Origin of the sequence: Cyanobium sp. ATX-6F1, from assembly GCF_047395825.1 — a bacterium.
Taxonomy (GTDB): Bacteria; Cyanobacteriota; Cyanobacteriia; order PCC-6307; family Cyanobiaceae; genus ATX-6F1.
Genome location: NZ_JBCEBF010000003.1, coordinates 739728 through 760816 on the forward strand (window position 1 = coordinate 739728; position 21089 = coordinate 760816).

17 protein-coding genes and 3 pseudogenes are annotated in these 21089 nt (G+C 55.5%); 8 read left to right on the forward strand and 12 right to left on the reverse strand.

The window, feature by feature from the left end; all coding sequences use genetic code 11:
- Window positions 1–762: a glycosyltransferase gene (locus tag AAF143_RS15910; RefSeq protein ID WP_414027360.1), complete on the forward strand. Its 762-nt coding sequence runs from the start codon at window positions 1–3 to the stop codon at window positions 760–762.
- Entirely contained in the window at window positions 669–1724 is a 1056-nt protein-coding gene (locus tag AAF143_RS15915) for a glycosyltransferase (RefSeq protein WP_414027361.1), read from the forward strand. The genes AAF143_RS15910 and AAF143_RS15915 overlap by 94 nt, the downstream gene beginning before the upstream one ends.
- 3 nt (window positions 1725–1727) lie before the next feature.
- Here AAF143_RS15915 and AAF143_RS15920 read toward each other — a convergent pair whose 3' ends face one another.
- Complete coding sequence (locus tag AAF143_RS15920) at window positions 1728–2126, reverse strand: hypothetical protein (RefSeq protein WP_255009997.1); 399 nt, start codon at window positions 2124–2126, stop codon at window positions 1728–1730.
- Window positions 2127–2392: 266 nt separating this feature from the next.
- On the opposite strand from AAF143_RS15920, the gene AAF143_RS15925 reads away from it, so the two are divergent.
- From AAF143_RS15925 to AAF143_RS15945, 5 genes are all read left to right on the forward strand, one after another.
- Window positions 2393–2611, forward strand: a complete 219-nt coding sequence (locus AAF143_RS15925; protein WP_255009995.1) for an AbrB/MazE/SpoVT family DNA-binding domain-containing protein — start codon at window positions 2393–2395, stop codon at window positions 2609–2611.
- Window positions 2612–2634: 23 nt separating this feature from the next.
- A complete protein-coding gene (locus AAF143_RS15930) occupies window positions 2635–2958 on the forward strand; it encodes a type II toxin-antitoxin system PemK/MazF family toxin (RefSeq protein WP_261359053.1) in 324 nt (107 codons plus the stop codon).
- 302 nt (window positions 2959–3260) lie between these two features.
- The gene (locus AAF143_RS15935; RefSeq protein ID WP_414027362.1) at window positions 3261–4091 is read left to right on the forward strand and encodes a hypothetical protein; all 831 of its coding nucleotides are present in this window, start codon (window positions 3261–3263) and stop codon (window positions 4089–4091) included.
- The gene (locus tag AAF143_RS15940; RefSeq protein WP_414027363.1) at window positions 4078–4902 is read left to right on the forward strand and encodes a hypothetical protein; all 825 of its coding nucleotides are present in this window, start codon (window positions 4078–4080) and stop codon (window positions 4900–4902) included. The genes AAF143_RS15935 and AAF143_RS15940 overlap by 14 nt, the downstream gene beginning before the upstream one ends.
- 123 nt (window positions 4903–5025) lie before the next feature.
- The gene (locus AAF143_RS15945) at window positions 5026–8523 is read left to right on the forward strand and encodes a glycoside hydrolase family 99-like domain-containing protein (protein WP_414027364.1); all 3498 of its coding nucleotides are present in this window, start codon (window positions 5026–5028) and stop codon (window positions 8521–8523) included.
- A gap of 253 nt (window positions 8524–8776) precedes the next feature.
- Here AAF143_RS15945 and AAF143_RS15950 read toward each other — a convergent pair whose 3' ends face one another.
- The 8 genes and pseudogenes from AAF143_RS15950 to AAF143_RS15985 form a co-directional block, all read right to left on the reverse strand.
- The gene (locus AAF143_RS15950; protein WP_255009987.1) at window positions 8777–10642 is read right to left on the reverse strand and encodes a methyltransferase domain-containing protein; all 1866 of its coding nucleotides are present in this window, start codon (window positions 10640–10642) and stop codon (window positions 8777–8779) included.
- Window positions 10643–11250: 608 nt separating this feature from the next.
- A complete protein-coding gene (locus AAF143_RS15955) occupies window positions 11251–11691 on the reverse strand; it encodes a putative capsular polysaccharide synthesis family protein (protein WP_414027365.1) in 441 nt (146 codons plus the stop codon).
- A gap of 640 nt (window positions 11692–12331) precedes the next feature.
- The gene (locus AAF143_RS15960; protein ID WP_255009983.1) at window positions 12332–13168 is read right to left on the reverse strand and encodes a phytanoyl-CoA dioxygenase family protein; all 837 of its coding nucleotides are present in this window, start codon (window positions 13166–13168) and stop codon (window positions 12332–12334) included.
- Window positions 13169–13195: 27 nt separating this feature from the next.
- Window positions 13196–14047 (reverse strand): methyltransferase domain-containing protein, encoded by an 852-nt coding sequence (locus AAF143_RS15965; protein ID WP_255009981.1) that lies wholly within the window; start codon window positions 14045–14047, stop codon window positions 13196–13198.
- A gap of 82 nt (window positions 14048–14129) precedes the next feature.
- Window positions 14130–14861, reverse strand: coding sequence for a succinate dehydrogenase/fumarate reductase iron-sulfur subunit (locus AAF143_RS15970; protein ID WP_255009979.1), 732 nt, complete (start codon window positions 14859–14861; stop codon window positions 14130–14132).
- Window positions 14858–16775: pseudogene (locus tag AAF143_RS15975) on the reverse strand (fumarate reductase/succinate dehydrogenase flavoprotein subunit). Before AAF143_RS15975 ends, AAF143_RS15970 begins: the two are co-directional and overlap by 4 nt.
- Window positions 16775–17455: a succinate dehydrogenase gene (locus AAF143_RS15980; RefSeq protein ID WP_255009976.1), complete on the reverse strand. Its 681-nt coding sequence runs from the start codon at window positions 17453–17455 to the stop codon at window positions 16775–16777. Before AAF143_RS15980 ends, AAF143_RS15975 begins: the two are co-directional and overlap by 1 nt.
- Before the next feature lie 161 nt (window positions 17456–17616).
- Window positions 17617–18039, reverse strand: a complete 423-nt coding sequence (locus AAF143_RS15985; RefSeq protein ID WP_315859642.1) for a GDP-mannose 4,6-dehydratase — start codon at window positions 18037–18039, stop codon at window positions 17617–17619.
- Window positions 18040–18299: 260 nt separating this feature from the next.
- Here AAF143_RS15985 and AAF143_RS15990 point away from each other — a divergent pair, with 260 nt between their 5' ends.
- On the forward strand, window positions 18300–18467 hold the full coding sequence (locus AAF143_RS15990; protein WP_414027366.1) for a hypothetical protein: 168 nt from the start codon (window positions 18300–18302) through the stop codon (window positions 18465–18467).
- 495 nt (window positions 18468–18962) lie between these two features.
- On the opposite strand, the pseudogene AAF143_RS15995 reads toward AAF143_RS15990, so the two are convergent.
- The 3 genes and pseudogenes from AAF143_RS15995 to AAF143_RS16005 form a co-directional block, all read right to left on the reverse strand.
- Window positions 18963–19103, reverse strand: a pseudogene (locus tag AAF143_RS15995) (sugar phosphate nucleotidyltransferase); the annotation flags it as partial.
- Window positions 19104–19137: 34 nt separating this feature from the next.
- Window positions 19138–20447: pseudogene (locus AAF143_RS16000) on the reverse strand (type II toxin-antitoxin system HipA family toxin).
- A gap of 2 nt (window positions 20448–20449) precedes the next feature.
- Entirely contained in the window at window positions 20450–20659 is a 210-nt protein-coding gene (locus AAF143_RS16005; protein WP_409995663.1) for a helix-turn-helix domain-containing protein, read from the reverse strand.
- Window positions 20660–21089: the final 430 nt, after the last annotated feature.

The window sequence follows — 21089 nt, forward strand, 5'->3', positions numbered from 1 at the left end:
GTGGCCCGCGACCCGCTGGCCTGGCAACCGCTGCTGCGCCACTGGACCCACTGCATCGGAGAAGGCGGTGCAGCCGTGGCCGATCTGGGCCGCCTTGAGCACGTTGCCGATCTGGATCTGGCGGCCCTGCTGCCGGGTGGACCGGGCTGGGCCGATGCCCAGCGCTGCATGGCCCACGATCCGGAAGGGGCCTTCCGAGCGCTGTATTACGGCCTGGCCCTGCGGGGATTGGAGGCACTCCCTCCACCGGCAGATCTGGTGCCGGCAGACAGCGCAGAGCCCCCGGCCATCAGTGTGCTGATTCCTGTGCATAACCACTGGCCGATCACGCTGAATGGCCTCCGCAGCCTTGTGGTGGCGGCCAACACCACGCGCTTTGAGGTGATCGTGGCCGATGACGCCTCCAGCGATGCCACCACCCAGCTGGGGCGGCAACTGCCCTGGCTACGGATCTGGCGCAGCGAGCGGAACCAGGGCTTTCTCGACACCTGCAACGCAGCCGCCCAACAGGCCCGTGGCGAGGTGCTGCTGTTGCTGAACAACGACACGCTGGTGGGCGATCACGCCCTGGATCGGCTGATGGAGAGCTTCCAGCGCCATCCGGAAGCCGGGGTTGTGGGGGCTGCCTTCTGGGGAGCCGATGGCCTGCCTCAGGAGGTGGGGGGATCGTGTGGGCGAGCGGCCAGGTGTGGAACCACGGCCGGGGCTTCGGGCCAGAGCAGTGGTTTGCCCTGGCCGATGAGCGTCAGACGGATTATGTGAGCGGCTGTGGGCTAGCGATCCGCCGCCGCCTCTGGAACGAGCTGGGCGGTTTCGATCAGCGCTACCGACCGGCCTACTGCGAAGACACCGACCTGTGCCTGCGGGCCTCGGAGGCCGGCCAGGCAGTGCTGGTGCAACCGCAGGCGAGGATCCTGCACCTGGAAGGGCTGAGCCATTCACGCCAAGCGGAACAAGGCCTCAAAAAGCACCAGACCCGCAACCTGGAGCAACTGAAGCAACGCTGGCAACAGCAACTGGATACGCAGCACCCCCCAGCGGGCCTGCCTTGGCTGCTGGCGGCAGATGTGGCATTGCGGGGGCGACCGCTGGCGTTGCTGCTGCAGCCCAATGCAGAGGCGATCGCCATCTGCCAACAACGGGGCTGGGCGCCGCTGGTGCTGGAGCCCCAGTGGCCGCTGGATTGGTTGGTGGCGCATCTGGTGGGGCCGCTGCTGAACGCGATCGCGCTGGTGGGGGAGCCGCCGGCGGGGGCGGCCCTCCCGCCGGGGTGGTTGCAGGTGGCGGAGGCCAGCCAGTTGCCGCAGCGACCGCTGGGCGAGATGCCCCGGTTGCCGGCGCTGCCGGGTTGGGATCGGGAGGATCTGCGGGTGTTGGCCAGCAGCAGCGGCCTGCATGCCGATGGCTGGCTGGAAACACCCTGCCGGCTGGTGCTGGAGCTGCTGGGGGAGGCGCGACAGGCTGAAGTCTTGCGCCTGCAGCTGTTTTTGCCAGAGGAGGGCTTGCTGGAGTCAGAAGCTGCCGTGCAGGTGCAGCTGGAGCCCGGAGGGGAGCCACAGCAGCTGGCTCTGCGGCCAGGCCTGAATGGTTGGGATCTGCAGCTAGGGATGGATCCGGCGCCCTGGCTGCTGCTCAGCATCGGTGGCCGGCCCCTGGTGAAGCCTGCGAACCCGCAAGATCAGCGAGAGCTGTTGGCGGTGCTGAATGATCTGTCGGTGAGCTGACGGTTATGACGCCAGTTCTGTGGCTATGTAGGCGAGGAATCGCCGGTAGAGGGAGTTGGGTTCGAGGAGGAAAAGAGCTCCTGCTCGAAGCGCGCGATTCTGGCGTTGCTCTCTTTCAGCAGCGCGTTCTCTTGCCTCAACCTCTCGGTTTCTTGCTCGATGTCGTAGACGGGTCGCCAGTTCAACGTCGCCAAACACCGCCGCCACAGCGGCAACGTGGAGACCCACTCCGATCTTGTCATTGATGGCGAGGGCGCCGAAATGGGGGAGATCGCCATAGGAGTCGTTGGTGAAAGACGGGATCAGGATCAGCAGGACAGCCGCGATCAGCGTCGCAAGGGCCTGGCGATCGAGGAGGGGCTGCTGCGCCGATAGTGATGCCGCAGATGCGCTTTCAATCAATTTAGCGACCCCAAGCCAAGCCCGATGAGCCGATAGCACGCCAGTACCATCAATCGCGCTTCCGTGTTTCCACGGGTGCTGGCGCGGGGGTGATGGGAGCCCACCCACTGGAGAGTCAGGATGCCTGGCCCTGGCTGGGCTACGGGAAGGGCCTGGGTTGCCGCAGGCGACTCCTTACCGTAAGGACGCCTTGCCCGTAGGATGCAAGGGGTTGCGACTGGTCAAGGTGTGGCAAAGATAGGGGGGCAACCGGGCGATCTGTGGAGGTGGCCACGCTCACGGCCAAGGGCCAGGTGACCGTGCCCAAGGCCGTGAGAGAGGCCCTTGGGCTGCGGCAGGGTGATCAACTGAGCTGGATGCTGGAGGATGGCTCGGTGCGGGTGCGGGCGATCGCTCCGTTGGATCTGGCCTACCTGCGGGGGCTGGAGGACAATCTGCAGGAATGGTGCAGCGCGGCAGACGATGAGTGCTTTGGCGAGCTGTGATATCGATCGAACGCCATGGCGTGTTGCTGGTGCCCTTCCCGTTCACAGACCGCACATCTCAGAAACGACGGCCCGCAGTTGTCCTTTCGGATCCGAGCTTTCAACGCTCCACGGGCCATCTGTTGCTGGCCATGGTCACTTCGGCGAAACAATCACAGTGGCCTCTCGACTGGCCGATCAACGATCTTGAGGCGGCTGGCCTGCCCCAGCCCTGCCTAGTGCGGTTCAAGCTTTTCAGCCTGGATGAACGCTTCATCCTCAAGAGACTCGGCGCCTTGTCGACAGCCGACGGCAATGGTGTGACGACGCAGATGGGCGCCCTTCTGGGCTGGACAACGCAGCGCTGAGGCAGCGCTCTCCGATCCTGAGCTTGTGCCGCTGTGCACCGGCAGGGTGCGTCCGTGTCGCTGCTCCGCGGCCAGAACACATCATCAAAGCGGTGGATCACCGCTGCTGCTTCGCATGAGCCTTGCGGCTATGAGCTCCGGTGCCTCAAAGCGGCAAATCGCATCCCCAAGACAAATCACGGCTTAGTACGAAAATACTATTTAGGCAGCAAGCGTATTTCCGATGCGCCTGCAGGTTGGCCACCACAAGCTCAGCAGAGCCAATGCCTTTAGGCTGTTGCAACACAGCAGAGAAGCTGGCGATGACGCGGGACGCCTTCCAGCGCGGGAACTGGCAGGCGGTGATTGAAGCCCACCCACTGGAGAGTCCCGATGCTGGGGCCTGGCTGCGCTACGGGCAGGCCTTGCTGCACACAATGGAGCCGGGGCCGGAGCAGGGCAAACAGCAGCAGCAGGCTGCGTTGGCGTTTCTGCAGGCGCAGAAGCGGGGGGCCAGTGGCGGTGCCCTGGTCGCTGCCAAACGCCAGGTGGTGATGGTGAGCCTCAGGGAAGCCCTGGCGCTGGCTGGCCTGGCAGAAACCGCTGCGCGATTGGATCTGAGCCACTTTGCAGCCAATGGCGGGATGCCTCTGCCGGGGGCTGACGGGCCCCGCCGGCTGCTGTTAGTGCTTGGGATGCATCGCTCCGGCACGTCGGCGCTTGCGGGTCTGCTAGGGCAGGCGGGTTTTGTCGCCCCGGCCAACCCGGATCCTGGGGATGTCAACAACCCAACCGGGTTTTGGGAACCGCGCCATGTTCGCCGCTTTCATGATGGGTTGATCGCCTCCTGTGAGAGCAGCTGGGAGGATCCGCTGCTGCCGCTACTGTCCTGGCTGCCAGATCCGATCGAGCCTGCGATCGATAAGCTGGAGGAGGCGTTGGCTGAGGATTTCGCCGGCATCCCCGCCGATGGGGTGGCCGTGGTGAAGGATCCCCGCCAATGCAGGCTGATGCCGCTGTGGAGCGAGCTGTTGCAGCGCCGTGCCCTGGTGGTGCAGGTGCTGCTGGTGGTGCGGCGGCCGGAAGCCGTGGCGGCGTCTTTGTGGCAGAAGGGATCAGTTGCCGCTGGATCGGGCCCTGTTGCTGTGGGTTAGCCACACCCTCGAGGCGGAACTGCACAGCCGTGAGCAGCCACGGCTGGTGGTGAGCTACGAGGCCCTGTTGAAGGATCCGGCGGCTGTGGTGAGCAGCTGCCAGCGATTGGCAGGATTGCCAGAGCAACCACTATTGGCTGGGCTGCAGGGCGCCTGGATCCGGCCAGAGCTCAACCACGCCAACAAGCCGCTGGATGTGGCTGCGGACGTGGGAACCCGGGGCCTGCTGCAGTTGGCTACTGCTGTGTATCGGGCGCTAAGCGATGGGTCGATGGATGCTATGGAAAGGCAGGAGCTGCTGGATCGGGCCAGGCTGGAGCTGCAGGAGCGGATGCAGGCGCTACTACGTCTGGGATCGCAGCGGGCGATGCTGCAATTGTTCTGGGAGCCGAGGGCCGGCGGTGGCTTCTGCGAAGAGCATTCCCAAAGGCGCGCGGTGGTGATGGAGCGCAGCAAAGCTGAGGTGGTGTTTGTGCTGCCGAACACAGCGGCCCAACCCAAGGCTCTGCGGCTGGATCTGGCCGAGCAGCCTGGCTTGATCAGCTTGCAACAGCTGGAGCTGCGCGACATAGCAGGGAAGAGCCTCTGGCAATGGGGTGTTGGAGCTGCTGATCTACCGGGGCATGGTGCTAATCCCCATACCCGGGTGCTAGCTGAGGGGCTGGTGCTTGCTGGGGATGGTGATCCAGGGCTGCTGCTGGCGATCCCAGCCGAGAGCCTGGAGCGATTGGGCTCAGGCAGTTCTTTGCGGGTTGTGGCTCGCTGGCAGGCGTTGCCAGTAGAAGTGGCGCGACAGGTGCTGGAGATGTAGGGGCACTCAGAATTTTCAAGCTAACCTTGCTTATACGTATGAAGTTGAACGTGGCATCAGCGAATCAGGCTGTTCTCTCTAACCCGGCAGATCTGAGCCTTTGGGTGGCAGAGGTGGAAGCAGTTGATTGAGGGCTCTGATCTTCATGCTGCCCAGGCTCTGGTGAGTGCTTTCGGCTTATGCCATCCCACGGAAGTATGGCCCCATATTCTCAAGGCATGGCTTGCAGTCGAAACTGGCTCACCACGAACGGCCAAAGCTGAAACTGATATAGCGCTGGAATCTCACCACTATCCCCGCCTCAGTGCCGTCGAAAAACAGTTCATCCAAGCCTTGCGCCTACGCAGTGAGGAGGGAATAAGTGCAAAGGAATTTACGCCCGTAGACAAGCCCTCTACCGAACCGGCTTCCATCGCCGATGTGCCTTCCACGGCAGGGGATGTCTACGACAAGGGGATCCTGCCAAGACGGCCAATCACTGTGAAGAAGCTGGCATTTTATCTGCCACAGTTTCACCCGATTCCTGAAAACGATGAGTGGTGGGGAGAGGGCTTTACCGAATGGACCAACGTGTCGCGCGCCAAGCCCTTTTTCCCGGGGCACTGGCAACCGAGGCGTCCGGGACCGATGGGTTTTTACGACCTTCGGGTGCCAGCCACGATGAATAAGCAGTTTGAGTTAGCACGGCGATATGGCATTGATGGTTTTTGTTTCTACTATTACTGGTTCAACGGCAAGAAGCTGCTGGAGAAGCCCCTTGAGATGCTGATGGACGGGCAGACGGATCCTTTCCCGTTTTGCATCTGCTGGGTGAACGAAACCTGGACGAGAAGCTGGGATGGGATGTCTGGAGAGGTGCTGGTAGAGGCCAACCAGAGCTTGGAAGGAACCAAGGCATTTATTCGTGATCTTGAGCCAGCGCTTAAGAATGAGAACTACATTCGTGTGGACGGACGGCCTTTACTATTAATCTACTGTGCTCAAAAACTAGAGAGCCCAGAGGAAACTGTTCAAGACTGGCGTGAATTTGCACGAACATCCGGCATAGGAGAACTTCACGTCTGCGCCGTACAGAGTTTCGGATTTGATGATCCCACGCCCTGGGGGTTCGATGCCGCTGTTGAGTTCCCACCCCATTGTGTTCCCCATAAGCACCAAGGTTTGACCTACTGCCGAGAGCTCAGCGAAGAGGAGAGGCAACAGCTTGGTGTAGATCCTAGCTTCTCAGGTGAAATCCGTGATTATCAATTCTACTCACAATGTGGCTCAATCAGGCCGAAAGAACCATATCTACTTTACAAGGGCTGCATGCTCGCCTGGGATAATACCGCAAGGCGCATGGAAACTGCGCACATCTACGCCAATTTTTCAGTTAAGGCATACCAAGATTGGCTTATATCATGCATCGACTATTGTTCACGAGACGATCTGAACCCATACAGTGAAAGCTTCGTCTTTATTAATGCCTGGAATGAGTGGGCAGAAGGTTGCACACTTGAGCCAGATCAGCATTTTGGCTATGCTCTGCTCAATGCGACTCTTGAGGCTAGCCAACAAGCTAAATGGATTGAGCCGTTCACGTCTTATAAAAACGGACTCCCCATGGGAGGAATTGGCCAGCGCGGGCAGCACAATATTGTTGTATTTGGCCATGATGCACACATGCATGGCGCACAAATCAACCTTCTAAGCATGGTCAGAAATCTGACCAAGAAGATGGGAAATAAAGTCTATGTAGTCCTCTTGAATGGCGGTGAATTGGTCGATGCGTATAAGAAGCTAGCACCAACAACAGTGCTTAGCGAAGGCTTTTCAAAAGATCAAGCACAGCTGTCAGCTCTTCTTCAAGAACTCAGGGCTAGAGGCTATGGCCATGCAATTCTCAATACTATAGTTACGGGCTTACACACCAAGTTTCTTAAAGATAATGGGTTTAAAGTTTCGAATTTGATTCATGAGCTTCCAAGCCTGATTCGGTCCTATCAGCTAGAAGAGAACCTCTACGAAATTGCGTCGCATTCCGATGATATTGTTTTTTCTACTAATTATGTAAGGGATAAAATAAAAAAAGAATTCAAGCTTGCTCTATCATATTCAAGAGTATTGCCACAGGGAATTAATTTCAACGAGAGCTATCAAAACAAACATACGGTGCGGCGCGAGCTTCGAACAAAGCTTGGATTTGGAAATGACGATCTTGTTGTTATGGCCTGTGGATTTGCCGATTTCCGCAAAGGTATAGATGTGTTTATTCGTGTTGCGCAGAATATTATTTCTCAAATTGGTCAAGCAAGGTTTGTTTGGGTGGGCAGGCTCGACCCATCGATCGAATCTTATATTCGCTCGGATATCACAAATATGGGACTGGAAGAAAGAATCATTATCACCGGCAATCTTCCACTCCCATTTGAGCACTATCTATCCAGTGATATCTTTCTCCTTACGAGTCGAGAAGATCCGCTGCCAAGCGTCGTAATGGAAGCATTCGATGCAGGCCTACCTGTGATCGGATTTGAGGGGGCGGGTGGATTTGTAGAGCTACTCGATAATGAAGAAAGAGGATTGCTTGTGCCGTATATGAATGAGAGGTTGATGAGTGAAGCAATTCTGTATATCAAGAGGCGACTTGATGATGGATTAGCCTTTGAAGATAACCACAAATTTGCACGCTCTAATTTTGACTATGTTTTTTATCTTGAAAACCTTCTAAACTATTCGCACTCATTTAGCGCCAAGCCCTTATCTGTTACTGGGAATCCCATCACAGTATCGGCTATCATACCAAATTATAATTATAAAAGGTATTTAGGTGGCAGGCTTTCTTCTGTTCTTGCACAGACTAAGGCCGTTGATGAAATTATCTTCCTGGATGACTGCTCGCGAGACGGTAGCTTAGACTATGCAACAAGCATATTAATCGATGCTGATATTGCCGTTAAAATACTTGCGAATGAGGCCAATACAGGCTCAGTTGCTGCCCAGTGGAAGAAAGGTATCGATTCGGCCAGCTACCAGTATGTTTGGCTTGCCGAAGCAGATGATTATTGCGAACCAATCTTAGTTCAAGAGTTGGCAAGTGCGGCATCCTTGAATAGCGCCTTAAACCTTTCAATTATCTATTGCCAAAGCTATATGTCTGATGCGTTGGGGAGGGTTGGCTCCACGTATTTTGATTACTTTGCTGGCATTGCTGGCATAGATGGCCAAATATTTAAATCTGACTTTGTGCTTGGCGGTAATGATTTTATTTTAAATCTCTTGGGTGTTACAAATGTGATTCCAAACTCAAGTGCCTGCCTGCTCTCGAGAGAGAAGCTAATCGATATTGATTGGCCAGAGTTGCTTTCATATAGGTATTCAGCAGACTGGATAACATATATTCGGCTGGCACAACTTGGAACAATTGCGTTTCACTCAAGGCCTTTAAATTATCATAGGAGACACGATAAAAGTGTTATTAATCGCAATCTTTCTAGGCCCAAGTCTATTTATCAAGAAGCGCAGCAAATTCATAAATTAGTGTATTCGCTTAGCGGCGATCCGGACAAGCTTTCCGCTCTTGAATTGGCGTGTCGCCAATGGCTTCGTGCCTCATTCTCTTCTGAAATCAGTGCATCATGATAATCCTTCGATCAGAATAAATCTGTTTTAGACGACAACTGCACCTATTATAAAAGCAAAGGCAAAATTAAGAAGCCTCCCAAGATAGTCAATCAAGTCAATACCTGGACCTACGAGAAAGAGATCAATTCAGACAGCTTGTTATCATAGTCTATCGTTAGATAGTAATATCAAACGCTGAAGGTGCCGGAACGCTTAGCGAGAACAAGGGCATACTCTAGATAGCACCAAGATGGCTCATCTCTACTTAATACTAATGAGTCAACACTGCAATATGCTGATGCCCGGAAACCACTGAGTACTCTATTCCCAACAAATTGAAGTACTTCTGAAAAAGATTAACCCAAAAAGCATCGTTTACAAATGAGGCCCTGTAGTAGCTGCTATCCGGTATATATCCATCAAGCTCTTTGCAAGTATCACCATCGAAGAAGCCTGAATCTTGAATTACATTCAAAAACTCTTCTGGCCGTTTAGAGAGATATGAAGCCGTATTAGAAGTCCCATTAAATGAAAGCAAAGCAATTCCGCCGTTCCGAAGAATCCGCTTTAACTCATGCATCCAAGCGTCCGCAGCTGATTGCGTTAGATGCGACAAAACAGAACAAGAATAAATCAAGTCTATTGACTGACTCTCTAAGACAGTTGGCGGGAAAGGATCTACAAACGAATAGATACCGGCTAGTAAGTTATTGGAACACCATTCAATATTATCCTTATCGATATCAATACCCTGTAGAGTCAAGTTTTTATGCTGGGCCATATGCATTGCTACTCTACCACAACCAACACCCCAGTCAAGGATTGATGTTTTATCTGTTTCGATGTCCTTCCCGTATTTTTTTGCTATATATTTTAGTCGATCATAGCTAGTTCGTCCACTATTCAGGAACATACATGCGTTCGCGTTAGGGCCAGCTACCCTGCGAATTCTCGCTAAATCCGGCAAGCAGTCAAGCATAGCAGAATTTGTATGAATGGTTATGGGCATATAATCAATTATATCACCCGAGGAAGCATCCTCAACTTGCAATGTAAATGACAGATATGGATCCATTGGCATATTCTCAAAATTATATGTTGCACCAACTACATTATTTTCAGGCATAAACCAATGAGCTTGACCTAGGTTCTCGTCATGATAGTAGAATTGATCGACTGGTAAACGGCCATCACACTTTAGAATCAATTTAAAATCTTTTGATGACGAAGGAATGACTACGCCTACAGCAAGCTCAAATGCTTGGTTAGAACGTGGATAAAAGCTATATATCTCCCATTTACCTGGGCTCACTGAGCTTCGCAACAGCTCTATGATACCATTATCTATATACTTCTGCGTGAAATGACATATATCTATGCGCTGAAACTGTCTCGACTCCAAGCAAACACAATGAATTTCATTAGAACTAGGCATCTCCCATTTATTGAGCTGTGCAAGGCTAAAAAGACAAAATGGATTTTTAGGCCCATAATTCCCAAGACAGATCGACTTAAGATAAATTTTACAATCAAATGTTGGAGCTATTAAGTAATCACTAGACTCAGGAACAAGAGTGGGATGTATCATCATGGTAGGCTGCTTGATTTGAAAAAAGGTACGATTAAGGCTTTGACTATTCATAACGATATGAGGGTAATGACCATATGGTTTCTTGCCCGGAGCTCTCTGTAAGAAACGCTCACAAGTCTGAAAAATAACAATATCAGGTTTAAAGTCTTCGACTAGTTCAGGGTAAAATGCTGATTCCCAGCAAAAACGAACCTTCCGAAATATTCTACAGAAATATGGCGCAAGACCCCATCCATGCGGCCTATCAATGAACGAGTTTCCAAAAATGCATAGACTCTTGTCAACTAATGCTTCATTATTCACTACGTCATATGCAAGGCCTGTATGTGATCCAATAGGCTCCGATAAGATATCCAATGATATGCTGAGCTCATTTCTTATCTGGATTCGTTTTACCAATTCGAATGTGCTACTTAAATTAAAATGAGCGCCTAGATCACCACTATTAGCGACTTCAACGACCTGAGCATCAAACTCAAATTCGTTGCTAATATCTAGAAATTTCAATATTCTGTTAAAAATTACAGTATTACCAAACTCGGACAAGTGGCTGTCAAGTAGTCGATAAACTGAGCATCTTCTGTTCAACAGCCTCATGTCATCTATGGGACACACAATTAACTTATTAGCAGAATCAAGCAGTCTCTTAAGGACTGGTGTTATGTGAGTTGGCAGAGAACAAGGATATGCATATGGAATAATAGTTGCTTTATTAGGAACTACTAGAGATGCAAATAAGATGCCGTGAGATCTGCAAAACTTATTCCAGTTCTCAATTGCATAGACCCAATAATCAGCCTTAGTCGTAGCTAAAATAGGATCATCGTCGTAAGATTTAAAGTAATTATTCGAGCCACCATAGAGAAATAACTGATCTCCGCTTGAGATAGCGACGTCATTGGGTGAACGAACTCCTCTCTGCGGGAGAGACCCTACTACTCTAGATTGCAAAAGGAATGAATCTGAGGCTTCAAATTTCGATAACGAATTCATTGATCTTTTGCCTGAGTTTGCAATACTTATTTTAAAGTGATCAATAACTTTGGCAAGGCTTGATAAAAATGATCACTGATGAAGGAATCACGAGCTACTATCGACACGAGGAAACTAGAAAGCATAGTCACCTACACTGTATGGATATTATCCTATTGACTTTAGTCTAGATCTGCATACAGTCCCTTGAATTTTATAATATCTTCAGTGCTCCAGAAATGCCTGACATATTTACTATCAAATGCTTTATCTATGATTTTCTGTGATAACTTAACCATCCTTATCCTGCTCTGAAGCTCTTGTTCTCTAGATCCCTTAAGCCTCGTTTCATTAATCCTCGTACATTTAAGGTCAAGCCCCAAAAATTCTGACAGGTCGCCCCAAAGGCCATCAAGTTTATCAATTGTATATACAAGAACCTTGTGACGCGCCCCTGATACAATCGCAAATCCTCTTTCTTGATTGAATGGCTTTGAGTAAACATCAAGTCCACAGTAAAAATTGTGTTTAAACCAATCGGCTATTGTACCTAACTCTCTTTCCAAGCTCATCTCAAGACTGATGGGGTCATCTAGTAAATCCTCTAGATAACTTAGGCTCATTGACGATGCATGGCTTTTGATTGACTCTATCCATCCACTGAGAATACGACTAATTGGCTCGCGAACTCCTGTGATAAAAAAATATCACTAGACGAATCCCTTATAATCTCTGGATATGAATAATAGCAGTCGGGATATGTAGTAATCATCTCATTTGCAAAATGAAGATGCATTACTTGCTTGGTATGACCCGCCATCCTCAATGACTCTTCAATAGACTTAGATCCAACCTTTCCCATTTGAAAAAGGTGTATGTATGACTCCATTATCTGCTTCGTGACTGAATTAGGAGCTCTCATCTGAAAAGCTCCATCATAAAGCCAATGTTTCCGTGCATGAGCATTATCCATAAGATCAAGCTCTGGGTAGGCTGAACGATAAAAACCTGAATCTAGGTATTGCAGAATTCGTGGATTGTAGACTCTTCCCTCTAATCTTCCTCGTCGGATATTATGAAGCAGCAGCTCTTGCCTGCTTAGGTGAAGCAAGTCTGGCTTGTCGCCACAATGGGTAGCTGTTCTGTAATATTCAAAATCAATTAAGCGTATGCGTTCAGGCAAGTAGTTGTCAACCTCTAGGTCCCTAAGCTCTCCATTGTCGATTAACAATGATATATCAGTGGGCATACCGTGTGGCATCTCTATGCATCTTTTCCAAAGTGAACACACTCAGTCTTCATCTTTCTTTCTGAGCTTCCAATGCTTATAAACTCCATTCGCCTTGGGGCAAAAGTCTTGTATGGGCTAAAGAAAAGATACGATCCATGTACGTCAACTTCCTCTGGGATCACATGCATGACAATCGACTTGCGGGTTGCATCTGAAGTATGCGGAAGCCCCCCATGCACGAACAGTGGATGCCATACCACCACGTCACATGCATCTACTTCAATTGGCTCACAAGCAAGTCCAATCTTGCTACAAGAATCGTAAACGTAGTTTTGATATTGATTCCAAGAAACATTATCGCTGTAAGGGATGTCAGGCAAATCTTTAAGTCTATCTACTCCGATTTCATATCTCTTTTTCAGCTCGTCGTAAAATATCTTGTGCGATGCGGGAATCCCCATTAAGGCGCCATTAGAGATGCGTGAATCTTCTAGCGCAAACCAGCATCCAAGGAACAAATTTTCTGGGAATGTGCAGAATACTGGCGCATCTCTGTGAAGCGGTTGCTTGGTCCCCTCCTCAAAGAATAAAGATGTATAAATAGCGCTTCTACGGCCCCCAAAAAACGTGTCGCATGTGTCAAGAAGACTCTTGGATAAGAATAGTGAGGAAATCTTCTCTGATTCGAGGTGTGAGTTGACAAGGCGGGAGTTTCTGCCGTTGGCTTTAGATGTAGCTAGTGCTTCTGCAGCCCGTTCAGCGCAGATATAGTCATATGCTGCTAAGGCATCTTTCCTTGCATCTTCGCTGATGCACTTTCGTAGAACGGTGAATCCTTTTTCGTGAAGCTCTTGGATGTGCTTGTTCATTTGAGATGAATAGGTTTTGGTTTTAGCCTAGGCTTTTCTAAGTATAAAGCATAGATTCCACGAGTGATATATATCATATGGATTGCAATCCGGGAAGTATCCCTTGGCAATGTCAAGGCCAAGAAACAACTCTATAGCAAAGCCTGAGGACTCACATGTTTCAAAAAAATCAATGCCTGGATCTGTAAAAACAAGTGATCCATCGGGTGAGAGGGGGTTGCCATGGTAAGCCTCTGGTAAGTGATGCCTGAGCGTTCCATCTATGATCTCGCATCTTGACACTGTCTGTTGTCTATCATATAGAGGCATAGTGAATATCATGTACCCATTCGATGCTAGAATCCTGTGCGCTTCCTTTAGGGCTGATTTTATATTTGGGATGTGCTCATAGACGTCTCTGTGTATTATAATCTGAATCGACGAGTCTTCGTGGCTTGTGTTGGTGATATCTTGATGTATGCACTCTGCGCGCAGTACTTCTATTATTTGAATTGATCCCGGCTTGGCATTCTGGTCTATAAACTCGGACATGTGGGCGCCTGGATAGAGCTTCCTAATTACATCTGCAAACTGCGTTATGCTTTCAAAACATGCAATCGATATATTGCTGCTTCGCATATTCTTTGATAGTGACTTTAAATTATCTAGCAAGTGTCGCTCTCTGCCTGACAGGCCGCATTGGGGGCATAATATGCAGTTTCTCAGATTCCAGTCTGTTGTTGGCTTTGCCTTGACTAAGGCTCTGCAACTAGTGCAGTAGAATTCAAATTCGCCGATGCTGATTATTTCTCTGTAGGCTGAGCACGCGGCCCTTGTTGCGGCAAGCATTCTTTGAGAATAGACTTCGAATTCTCTCCATGTGAGCAGGGTCTCGTTCATTTTGGGTGCCAAGGAGTGCATGTCTGTGAATTTAGGCTTTTGGATCATTGTATACGAAAGTACTCTCTAGAGTGTAAAACTTTTATTCTGCGTGCATCCAACTGATCCAGTCGGCCGAGATCTGCTGCGGGCACACCGCTTCGCACTCCAGGTGGCTGCTGCAACCTCCGAAGCCCTCGGCCGCTATCGCCACCTGCATGGCGGCGATGCGGCGCGCCCGTTCCGGCTGCCCCTGCGGCAACTGGCCCAAATGGACCAGCTTGGCAGCCACAAACAGGCTGGCCGAAGCGTTGCGGCAGCTGGCCACACAAGCACCGCAGCCGATGCAGGTGGCCGTTTCGAAGGCCGAGCGGGCCTGCTCCTGGCCCACCAGGATGGCATTGGCTTCCGGCGCCTGGCCCGTGTTCACCGAGCAGTAGCCACCGGCGATCAGCAGCCGGTCGAGGGCGGCGCGCTCCACCGCCAGGTCTTGGATCAATGGGAAAGCCCGGGCCCGCCAGGGCTCCAGGGTGAGGCTGGCGCCATCGGCGAACTCGCGCAGGTAAAGCTGGCAGACACTGGTGGCGGCCTGGGGGCCATGGGCCTGGCCATTCACAAGGAAACCACAGCTGCCGCAGATGCCCTCGCGGCAGTCGTGCTCAAACTGCACCGGTCGCTCGCCGGCAGCGACCAGTTGCTCGTTGAGCTGGTCGAGTGTCTCCAGCAGGGAGAGATCGGTGCTCACGGCCTCTAGCCGGTAGCTCTGGAAGGCACCGGCGACCTCGCTTGCCTCCTGGCGCCAAATGCGCAGTGTGAGTGAGATGGAGGTGGTCATCGGTAGCTACGGGCGCTGGGCTGCAGAACGGTGAAGGTGAGCGCTTCGCTGTGGCGGATCGGCTCGCTGTCATCGCCCCGGTGCTCCCAGGCGGCGATGTGGGCGAAGCGGGCGTCGTCGCGGCGGGCTTCGCCGTCGGCGCTCTGGTGCTCCTCGCGGAAGTGGGCGCCGCAGGATTCCTCCCGGGCCAGGGCGTCGCGCAGCATCAGCTGGGCGAGCCCGAAGAAATCCGCCACCCGCAGTGCCTTCTCCAGTTCCGGATTGGGGCCCTCCGCTGCCCCGGGCACCCGCACGTCGCCGTGGAAGCACTGCTCGATCGCGGCCAATTCCGCCAGTCCCTTCTGCAGCCCCTCGGCCGTGCGGCTCATGCCGCATCGCTCGATCATCAGCGCCCCCAGCTCCCGGTGAAGGCGGTCCACCGGAAGCTGGCCTTGAACCGCCAGCACGCTGTTAATACGGGCCTGGGCTCGAACCACCGCCTCGCGGCAGGAGGGGTGCTCGGCTCCGATTGCAGGGGTGGGATGGCCAGACATCCAGGCCGTCACCGTGGCGGGCGCGATGAAGTAGCCGTCGGCCAGGCCCTGCATCAGGGCGCTTGCGCCAAGGCGGTTAGCGCCGTGTTCGGAGAAGTTGGCTTCCCCCAGCACGAACAGACCCGGGATCGAGCTCATCAGCTGGTAGTCCACCCAAAGCCCGCCCATGGTGTAGTGCGGCGCCGGATAGATGCGCAGAGGGGTGGCGTAGGGGTCGGCGCCACTGATGCGCTCATACATTTCCAAGAGGTTGCCGTAGCGCTCTTCGATCACGCCGCGCCCCTGCTCGTTGATGGCATCACGAAGATCCAGATACATCGAGCGGCCGCCAGGCCCTACGCCATGGCCAGCGTTGCAGAGTTCAAGGGCCCGGCGGGAGGCCAGGTCACGTGGGGCCATGTTGGCGTAGCGGGGGTAGAGGCGCTCCAGGAAGTAGTCGCGCTCGGCCTCGGGGATCTGCTCCGGCGGGCGGCTGTCGCCTGCGATGGCGGGCAACCAGATGCGCCCATCGTTGCGCAGGCTTTCGCTCATCAGCGTGAGCTTGCTCTGGCCGGGATCGCCGCTTGGGATGCAGGTGGGGTGGATCTGGGTGAAGCAGGGATTGGCGAGCAAGGCTCCCTGGCGGTGGGCCCGCCAGATCGCCGTGGCGTTCGATTTGAGCGCGTTCGTCGACAGGAAAAACACATTGCTATAGCCGCCGGTGGCCAGCACCACCGCCTGGGCCGTGTGAACTTCCAGCTCACCGCTGAGCAGGTGGCGGGCCACCACCCCCGGGCCACCCCATCCACCGTGATCAGCTCGAGCACATCGCGGCGAGGCAGCAGGGTGATGCGGCCGGCTGCCACCTGGCGCAGCAGCGCCCCGATAGCCCCATAGAGCAGCTGCTGGCCGGTTTGCCCACGGGCGTAGAACGTGCGACTCACCAGAGCCCCACCAAAGCTGCGAGTTGCCAGGGTGCCGCCGTAGTCGCGGGCGAACGGCACACCCTGGGCCACGGCCTGATCAATGATGCCGCCGCTCAGTTCGGCCAGGCGCATGCAGCCGGCCTCACGTGCGCGGAAGTCGCCGCCGCGCAGGGTGTCGGCAAACAGGCGCTCCACGCTGTCGCCATCGCCAGCGTAGTTTTTGGCCGCATTGATACCCCCTGGGCGGCGACCGAATGGGCCCGACGCGGGCTGTCGTGATAAGTGAGCACCGTGACCCGGTAGCCCTGCTCGGCCAGGGTGGCTGCCGCCGAAGCACCGGCCAGACCCGAGCCCACCACCAAAACATGCAGCTGCCGCTTGCGCAGCGGGCTGATCAAGGGGAGGTTTTCGCGGGTGCGGCTCCAGGCACCGGCCAGCGGGCCGGCGGGAAGGCGCGGATCGGGCAGACCTCCCATCAGGCCCCTCCACCCGCTAGCGCCGGCACAGCTAGGAGAATGGTGATCACGATGAAACCGCCGCCAACAAGTAGTGCCAGCAGGCGTGCTGCCGAGCGGATGAGGGAGCCATTGGCAGCCTGGAGCAGCCCCAAGCTGCGGTGAGCCGCTTCGCCGCCATGGAACAGGTGCAGGGCAACCGCTACAGCCCCTGCCAGATAAAGCGCCAAGCTCCATGGGCTCGCCAGCACGGACTGCAGGGCTGCCAGTTCAGAACCAGCCATTGGCCGTGGCCAGCGCAGCTGGGCGAGGTGCACAGCCATGAAAACCAACAGGGCCATGCCACCTGCTGCCTGGCTGCGGGCCGCGAACGCTGCCACTGGGGCCAAAGGTCCGACGCGGCGGCTGCGCAGCACAGCGGTGTTACCAGCACGGCGGTTGATCAGCCAACGGGCCACACTCAGGCCCAGATGAAGCAGGGCTACCGCGAGCAACACAACTTCCGCCAGTGGCAGCCAGCCGCTGCTATGCAGGCTGGTTGCGTAGCTCTCAAACCGTGCAGGAGCCCATGGTGCCAGGGCAACCCCCGCCAGGTGCAGCAGCAGAAACAACACCAGCAACAGGCCGCTGGTGGCCGATCCTCGACGCAGGAATTCAGGATTGATTCCCGCAAGGGCTTGGCTCGGAAGAGGTGACTGCATCAGTCCATCAGCTGCTGATTGCGTGCTGCTTGTTGGCCCATAGAAGTCAACCCCAGCCGGTCGCCTTGGTCACCCCCAAGTTCACGCATCGCGGAACATCACTTGGGAGTGCCTCACTCATCTCAGCTCTCACCCGCCAGTACCCCCAGGCGATAGCCACTTTAGCGACCCCAATCACGCACTTGGCTGCACCACCCCTTGTGCTCCAGAGACAGGCGCACTTTGGCCGCCAGGCCCGTTTCAAAGCTGTGGCGCGGCTGCCAGCCAGGCTCATCCTTGATGCGCGTCGGGTCAATGGCAGAGCGGCACTCGTGGCCGGGGCGATTCTTCACCAGTGTGATCAGGTGGCTGCGGGGTGCATCTTCCGGCACCAGCTGATCGAGATCAGCGCAGATGGCCTCCAACACCTGCTTGTTGGTTCGCTCCTCATGGCCTCCCACGAAGTAAGCCCGTCCGAGAGTGCCTTGCGTGGCCGTCAGCAGCAGGGCATTCACGTGGTCGGCCACATTCAGCCTGTCGCGCACGTTCTGGCCGTCGCCATAGAGCTGGATCAACTCACCGGCCGCCGCCTTGAGGATCACCACCGGAAGGCCGTCGTTGTGGAGTCAGGCGTTTACGAGGTAACCGCTGCCGGCCTTGCTGGCGGAGTAGCGGCTGGCGGTGCCGCTGCAATGGGGCAAGTCGTTCTCCACCTCCGTGCGGGAGAACACCAGCACGCAACGGCTTCGCCATCCCATGCGGACGCTGGAGGATCCGATACCGGTAGCGCAGCTCGCACAACCCCATGGATTCACCGCCGCGGAAAGACGTCGACGCCACCTGATCCGCACGCGCACGCACACCCGTGCCGTTCGTGCCGCACGATGAGGAAAGCGAGCCTGGTGTCTGGATCGTGCGCATCGCGACTGTGATTCCTGACAATGAACGCTGGCTGCATGGGGCAGCAGCGGCAGCAGACCTGGAAACCGCGATCGCATGGTCAGCCAGCCATCAGCCAGAAGACACCACCTGAGGCAAAGGTCAGGCTGGATCTGAACAATCCGGTGTTTCAAGAGCATCTGTTGACACTGCAGCATTTGAAACGGCAGAAGCCTGAACGCCAGGCCGCACTGGACATCCTGAACAAGATTCGCCAGTTGACGTGGAATCAGCCGTACCTCACCCTGGCATCAGGTGGGAGAGGATCACGAGCATCCAAACGCCCCATGACATCAACGCCGTGTATTCCCTACGCATCAGCCCATGACGCCGCGCTACGGCCCATCGCGATGGTGACGTCCTGGGCCTGCTGACGATGTCCCCAGATCACGTCGCCACCTATGGCAAAAACTGACGGCATCCACGGGTTGTGAACCAGCTGCCGCCCCCAGCGACACGCCACTCCCCCATCCACGCTCAGCAGCCGTTCGGCAGAGAGATCTCATGGTCATGAAGCCGCCTTCGCGTTGGCGGCCTGGTCTCCGCCAGAGGATGGAGGTCAGATCCAGCGCCCCGTTGGGCGGGCAAGGGCACTTCGTTCCAGTTCCGCCAGGATCGCGCTGGCACGGAACAGAAACATGCCGCTGTTCCAGGTGAAGCGTCCCGCCGCCAGGAACGGCTCGGACGTGGCGAGATCGGGCTTCTCCACGAAGCGGGCGATCGGCACCGGCACCCGCCAGTGGCCGGAGTCGCGGTGCTCCCGGTTACGTATCAGGCGTGCTGCTGAGGCTCTCCTCCGTCTTTGTGCCTAAGTCCAGGGCCTTGGAGAGTCGCTGGGCGGCATCCTCCAGACCGCCCAGAATCGGATCAGCCACCGAACTCGGAAAGCCGGCGGGGATGGTGCTGGTCACTTCAGCCATCACATCGGTCGTGGCGGTCACCATCTCAACCATCGCCTGCGTCGCTGCCTGAGGGTCGATGCCCCACTGTCTTGCCATGGTCACCCTCTGGGGAGCCAGCTGGTTGGCGCCTCTGCCGATCACTGGGTAGGCCGAAATCACGTCGTAGAGAGGTGTGAGCCGAAACGCTCCGCCAGCACCCAGCATCAGGGAAAAGTTCTTGGCATGCCCATCAATGGCGGCCAGCAGCCAGAACAGCAGCAGAGAACGGAACAGCTGCATCCGATCCTCTTGGGGGCCAGGCTGCCGCGCAGCAGCGTCATCAGATCAGCGATGCCTGGCCCCCCATCACTCTGATACTTGAGTCCTGGTGGTATCCCCAGCGCCTGGCAGCAGTCCTCCTGCGGCAGACGTAACCACCAGCTGCCATCGCGGGCCAGGCGACGGTCGAAGCGCTCGACCACCAGCACCTTCTGGTCCTCGAAACAGGCGATCCTGCTCGCGGCCACCGGCAATCCAAAGGCTGCGGCAATCCGGCCGCACAGCCACTCATTCTCAATCGAAAGGGAACGATCAAGCCCCTCCACTCCCACCCGGCCCAGAGGCAGCTTGAAGATGTGGGTGGATGGCGTTGCACGCAGTGGTACACACCACTGGTCGCCATGGCGGAGGAACGCTGTTTTCTCCTGGGCTCCAGCCAGCGACAGCCGAAACGCCTCCCCATCGTTCTGGCCCAGGGGCTTGCCCTGCACCGCGAGCCGGCATTGCCTGGCTACCCCGGCCTCATCGAGGGGCTCGGCCTCGATCACACGCACCTTCAGCGCTGGCGAACCTTCCGGTAGAAGTTGAAGGGCGCCCACGCAGTCGCGCCCAACCGCCGCCAGCAGCGCCATGGCACCGCCGTTGCTGGTGGAGAATCGCTCTTGCAGGCGCAGGCGGATCTCGCGGCTGTCGGGCAGCAGATTCTCGAAGTAGTTCTCCACCACGGCCCCGTGATGGGCCTGGCCCTCAGGCAGCAAGGGCAACGAGAGCGAAATCGGGCGGCAACGGGGTGAACTCAGCCAGCTGGCGGCGTAGTGGAGACGGTGCCCGCCGGTGGACGTCACCTGCCAGTGCCCCACCAGCTCGCCGTTCATCCACAGGTCAAGACCATGGCCCAACCGAGGACGTGCCATGGCTACCAGTCGTCTCCTGCGCTCCGCACCGGGGCTTCACGGGGCTGGAGCACAAGCTCCACCGTCAACGCGGCCATCAGGCGGTAGAGGCTGTCGATCGTGCAGCGCTGTGGGTCGTTCTCCAGGGACGACACCGTCTTCTGCTGCAAGCCGCCTCGAACTGCGGCCTCCTGCTGGGACAGCCCCAGCTCCTTGCGGCGACTGCGCAGCAAGACGCCCAGCTGTGATGGAAGGCGGGCCACATGGGACAAAGCTCATCCCCTGAAAGGAATAGATCCAGCTTATCCCCTACGGGACATAAAACCAAGTTAACCCCCGCAGGGGTTCATAGCAGCCGGGCTGCTTCGTTGCCGGCCCGGGGCCACAGGCGGGTGCTGCCGGCCGTTCAAGCCTTCCAGCCAGCCTGGGCGCATGACGGTTGCTGGAAAGCCAAGCGACGACCTCGCTCCAGGCACGCTCAAAAGCATGGTCAAGCCATCCGGAGTGCCCCTGCGCTCGAGCCTGGCCACCGTTCAGGTGTAGCGATTCGGCCTTGCTCCAGGTGCCGCTGGCTTTGTAAGGCACCTCGGCAGTGGTGCTCATGGTTTGCAAGGCCAGCTCACAACCTTCAAGCCCTCAAAGGCACTGAAGTCGCCCCCGTTG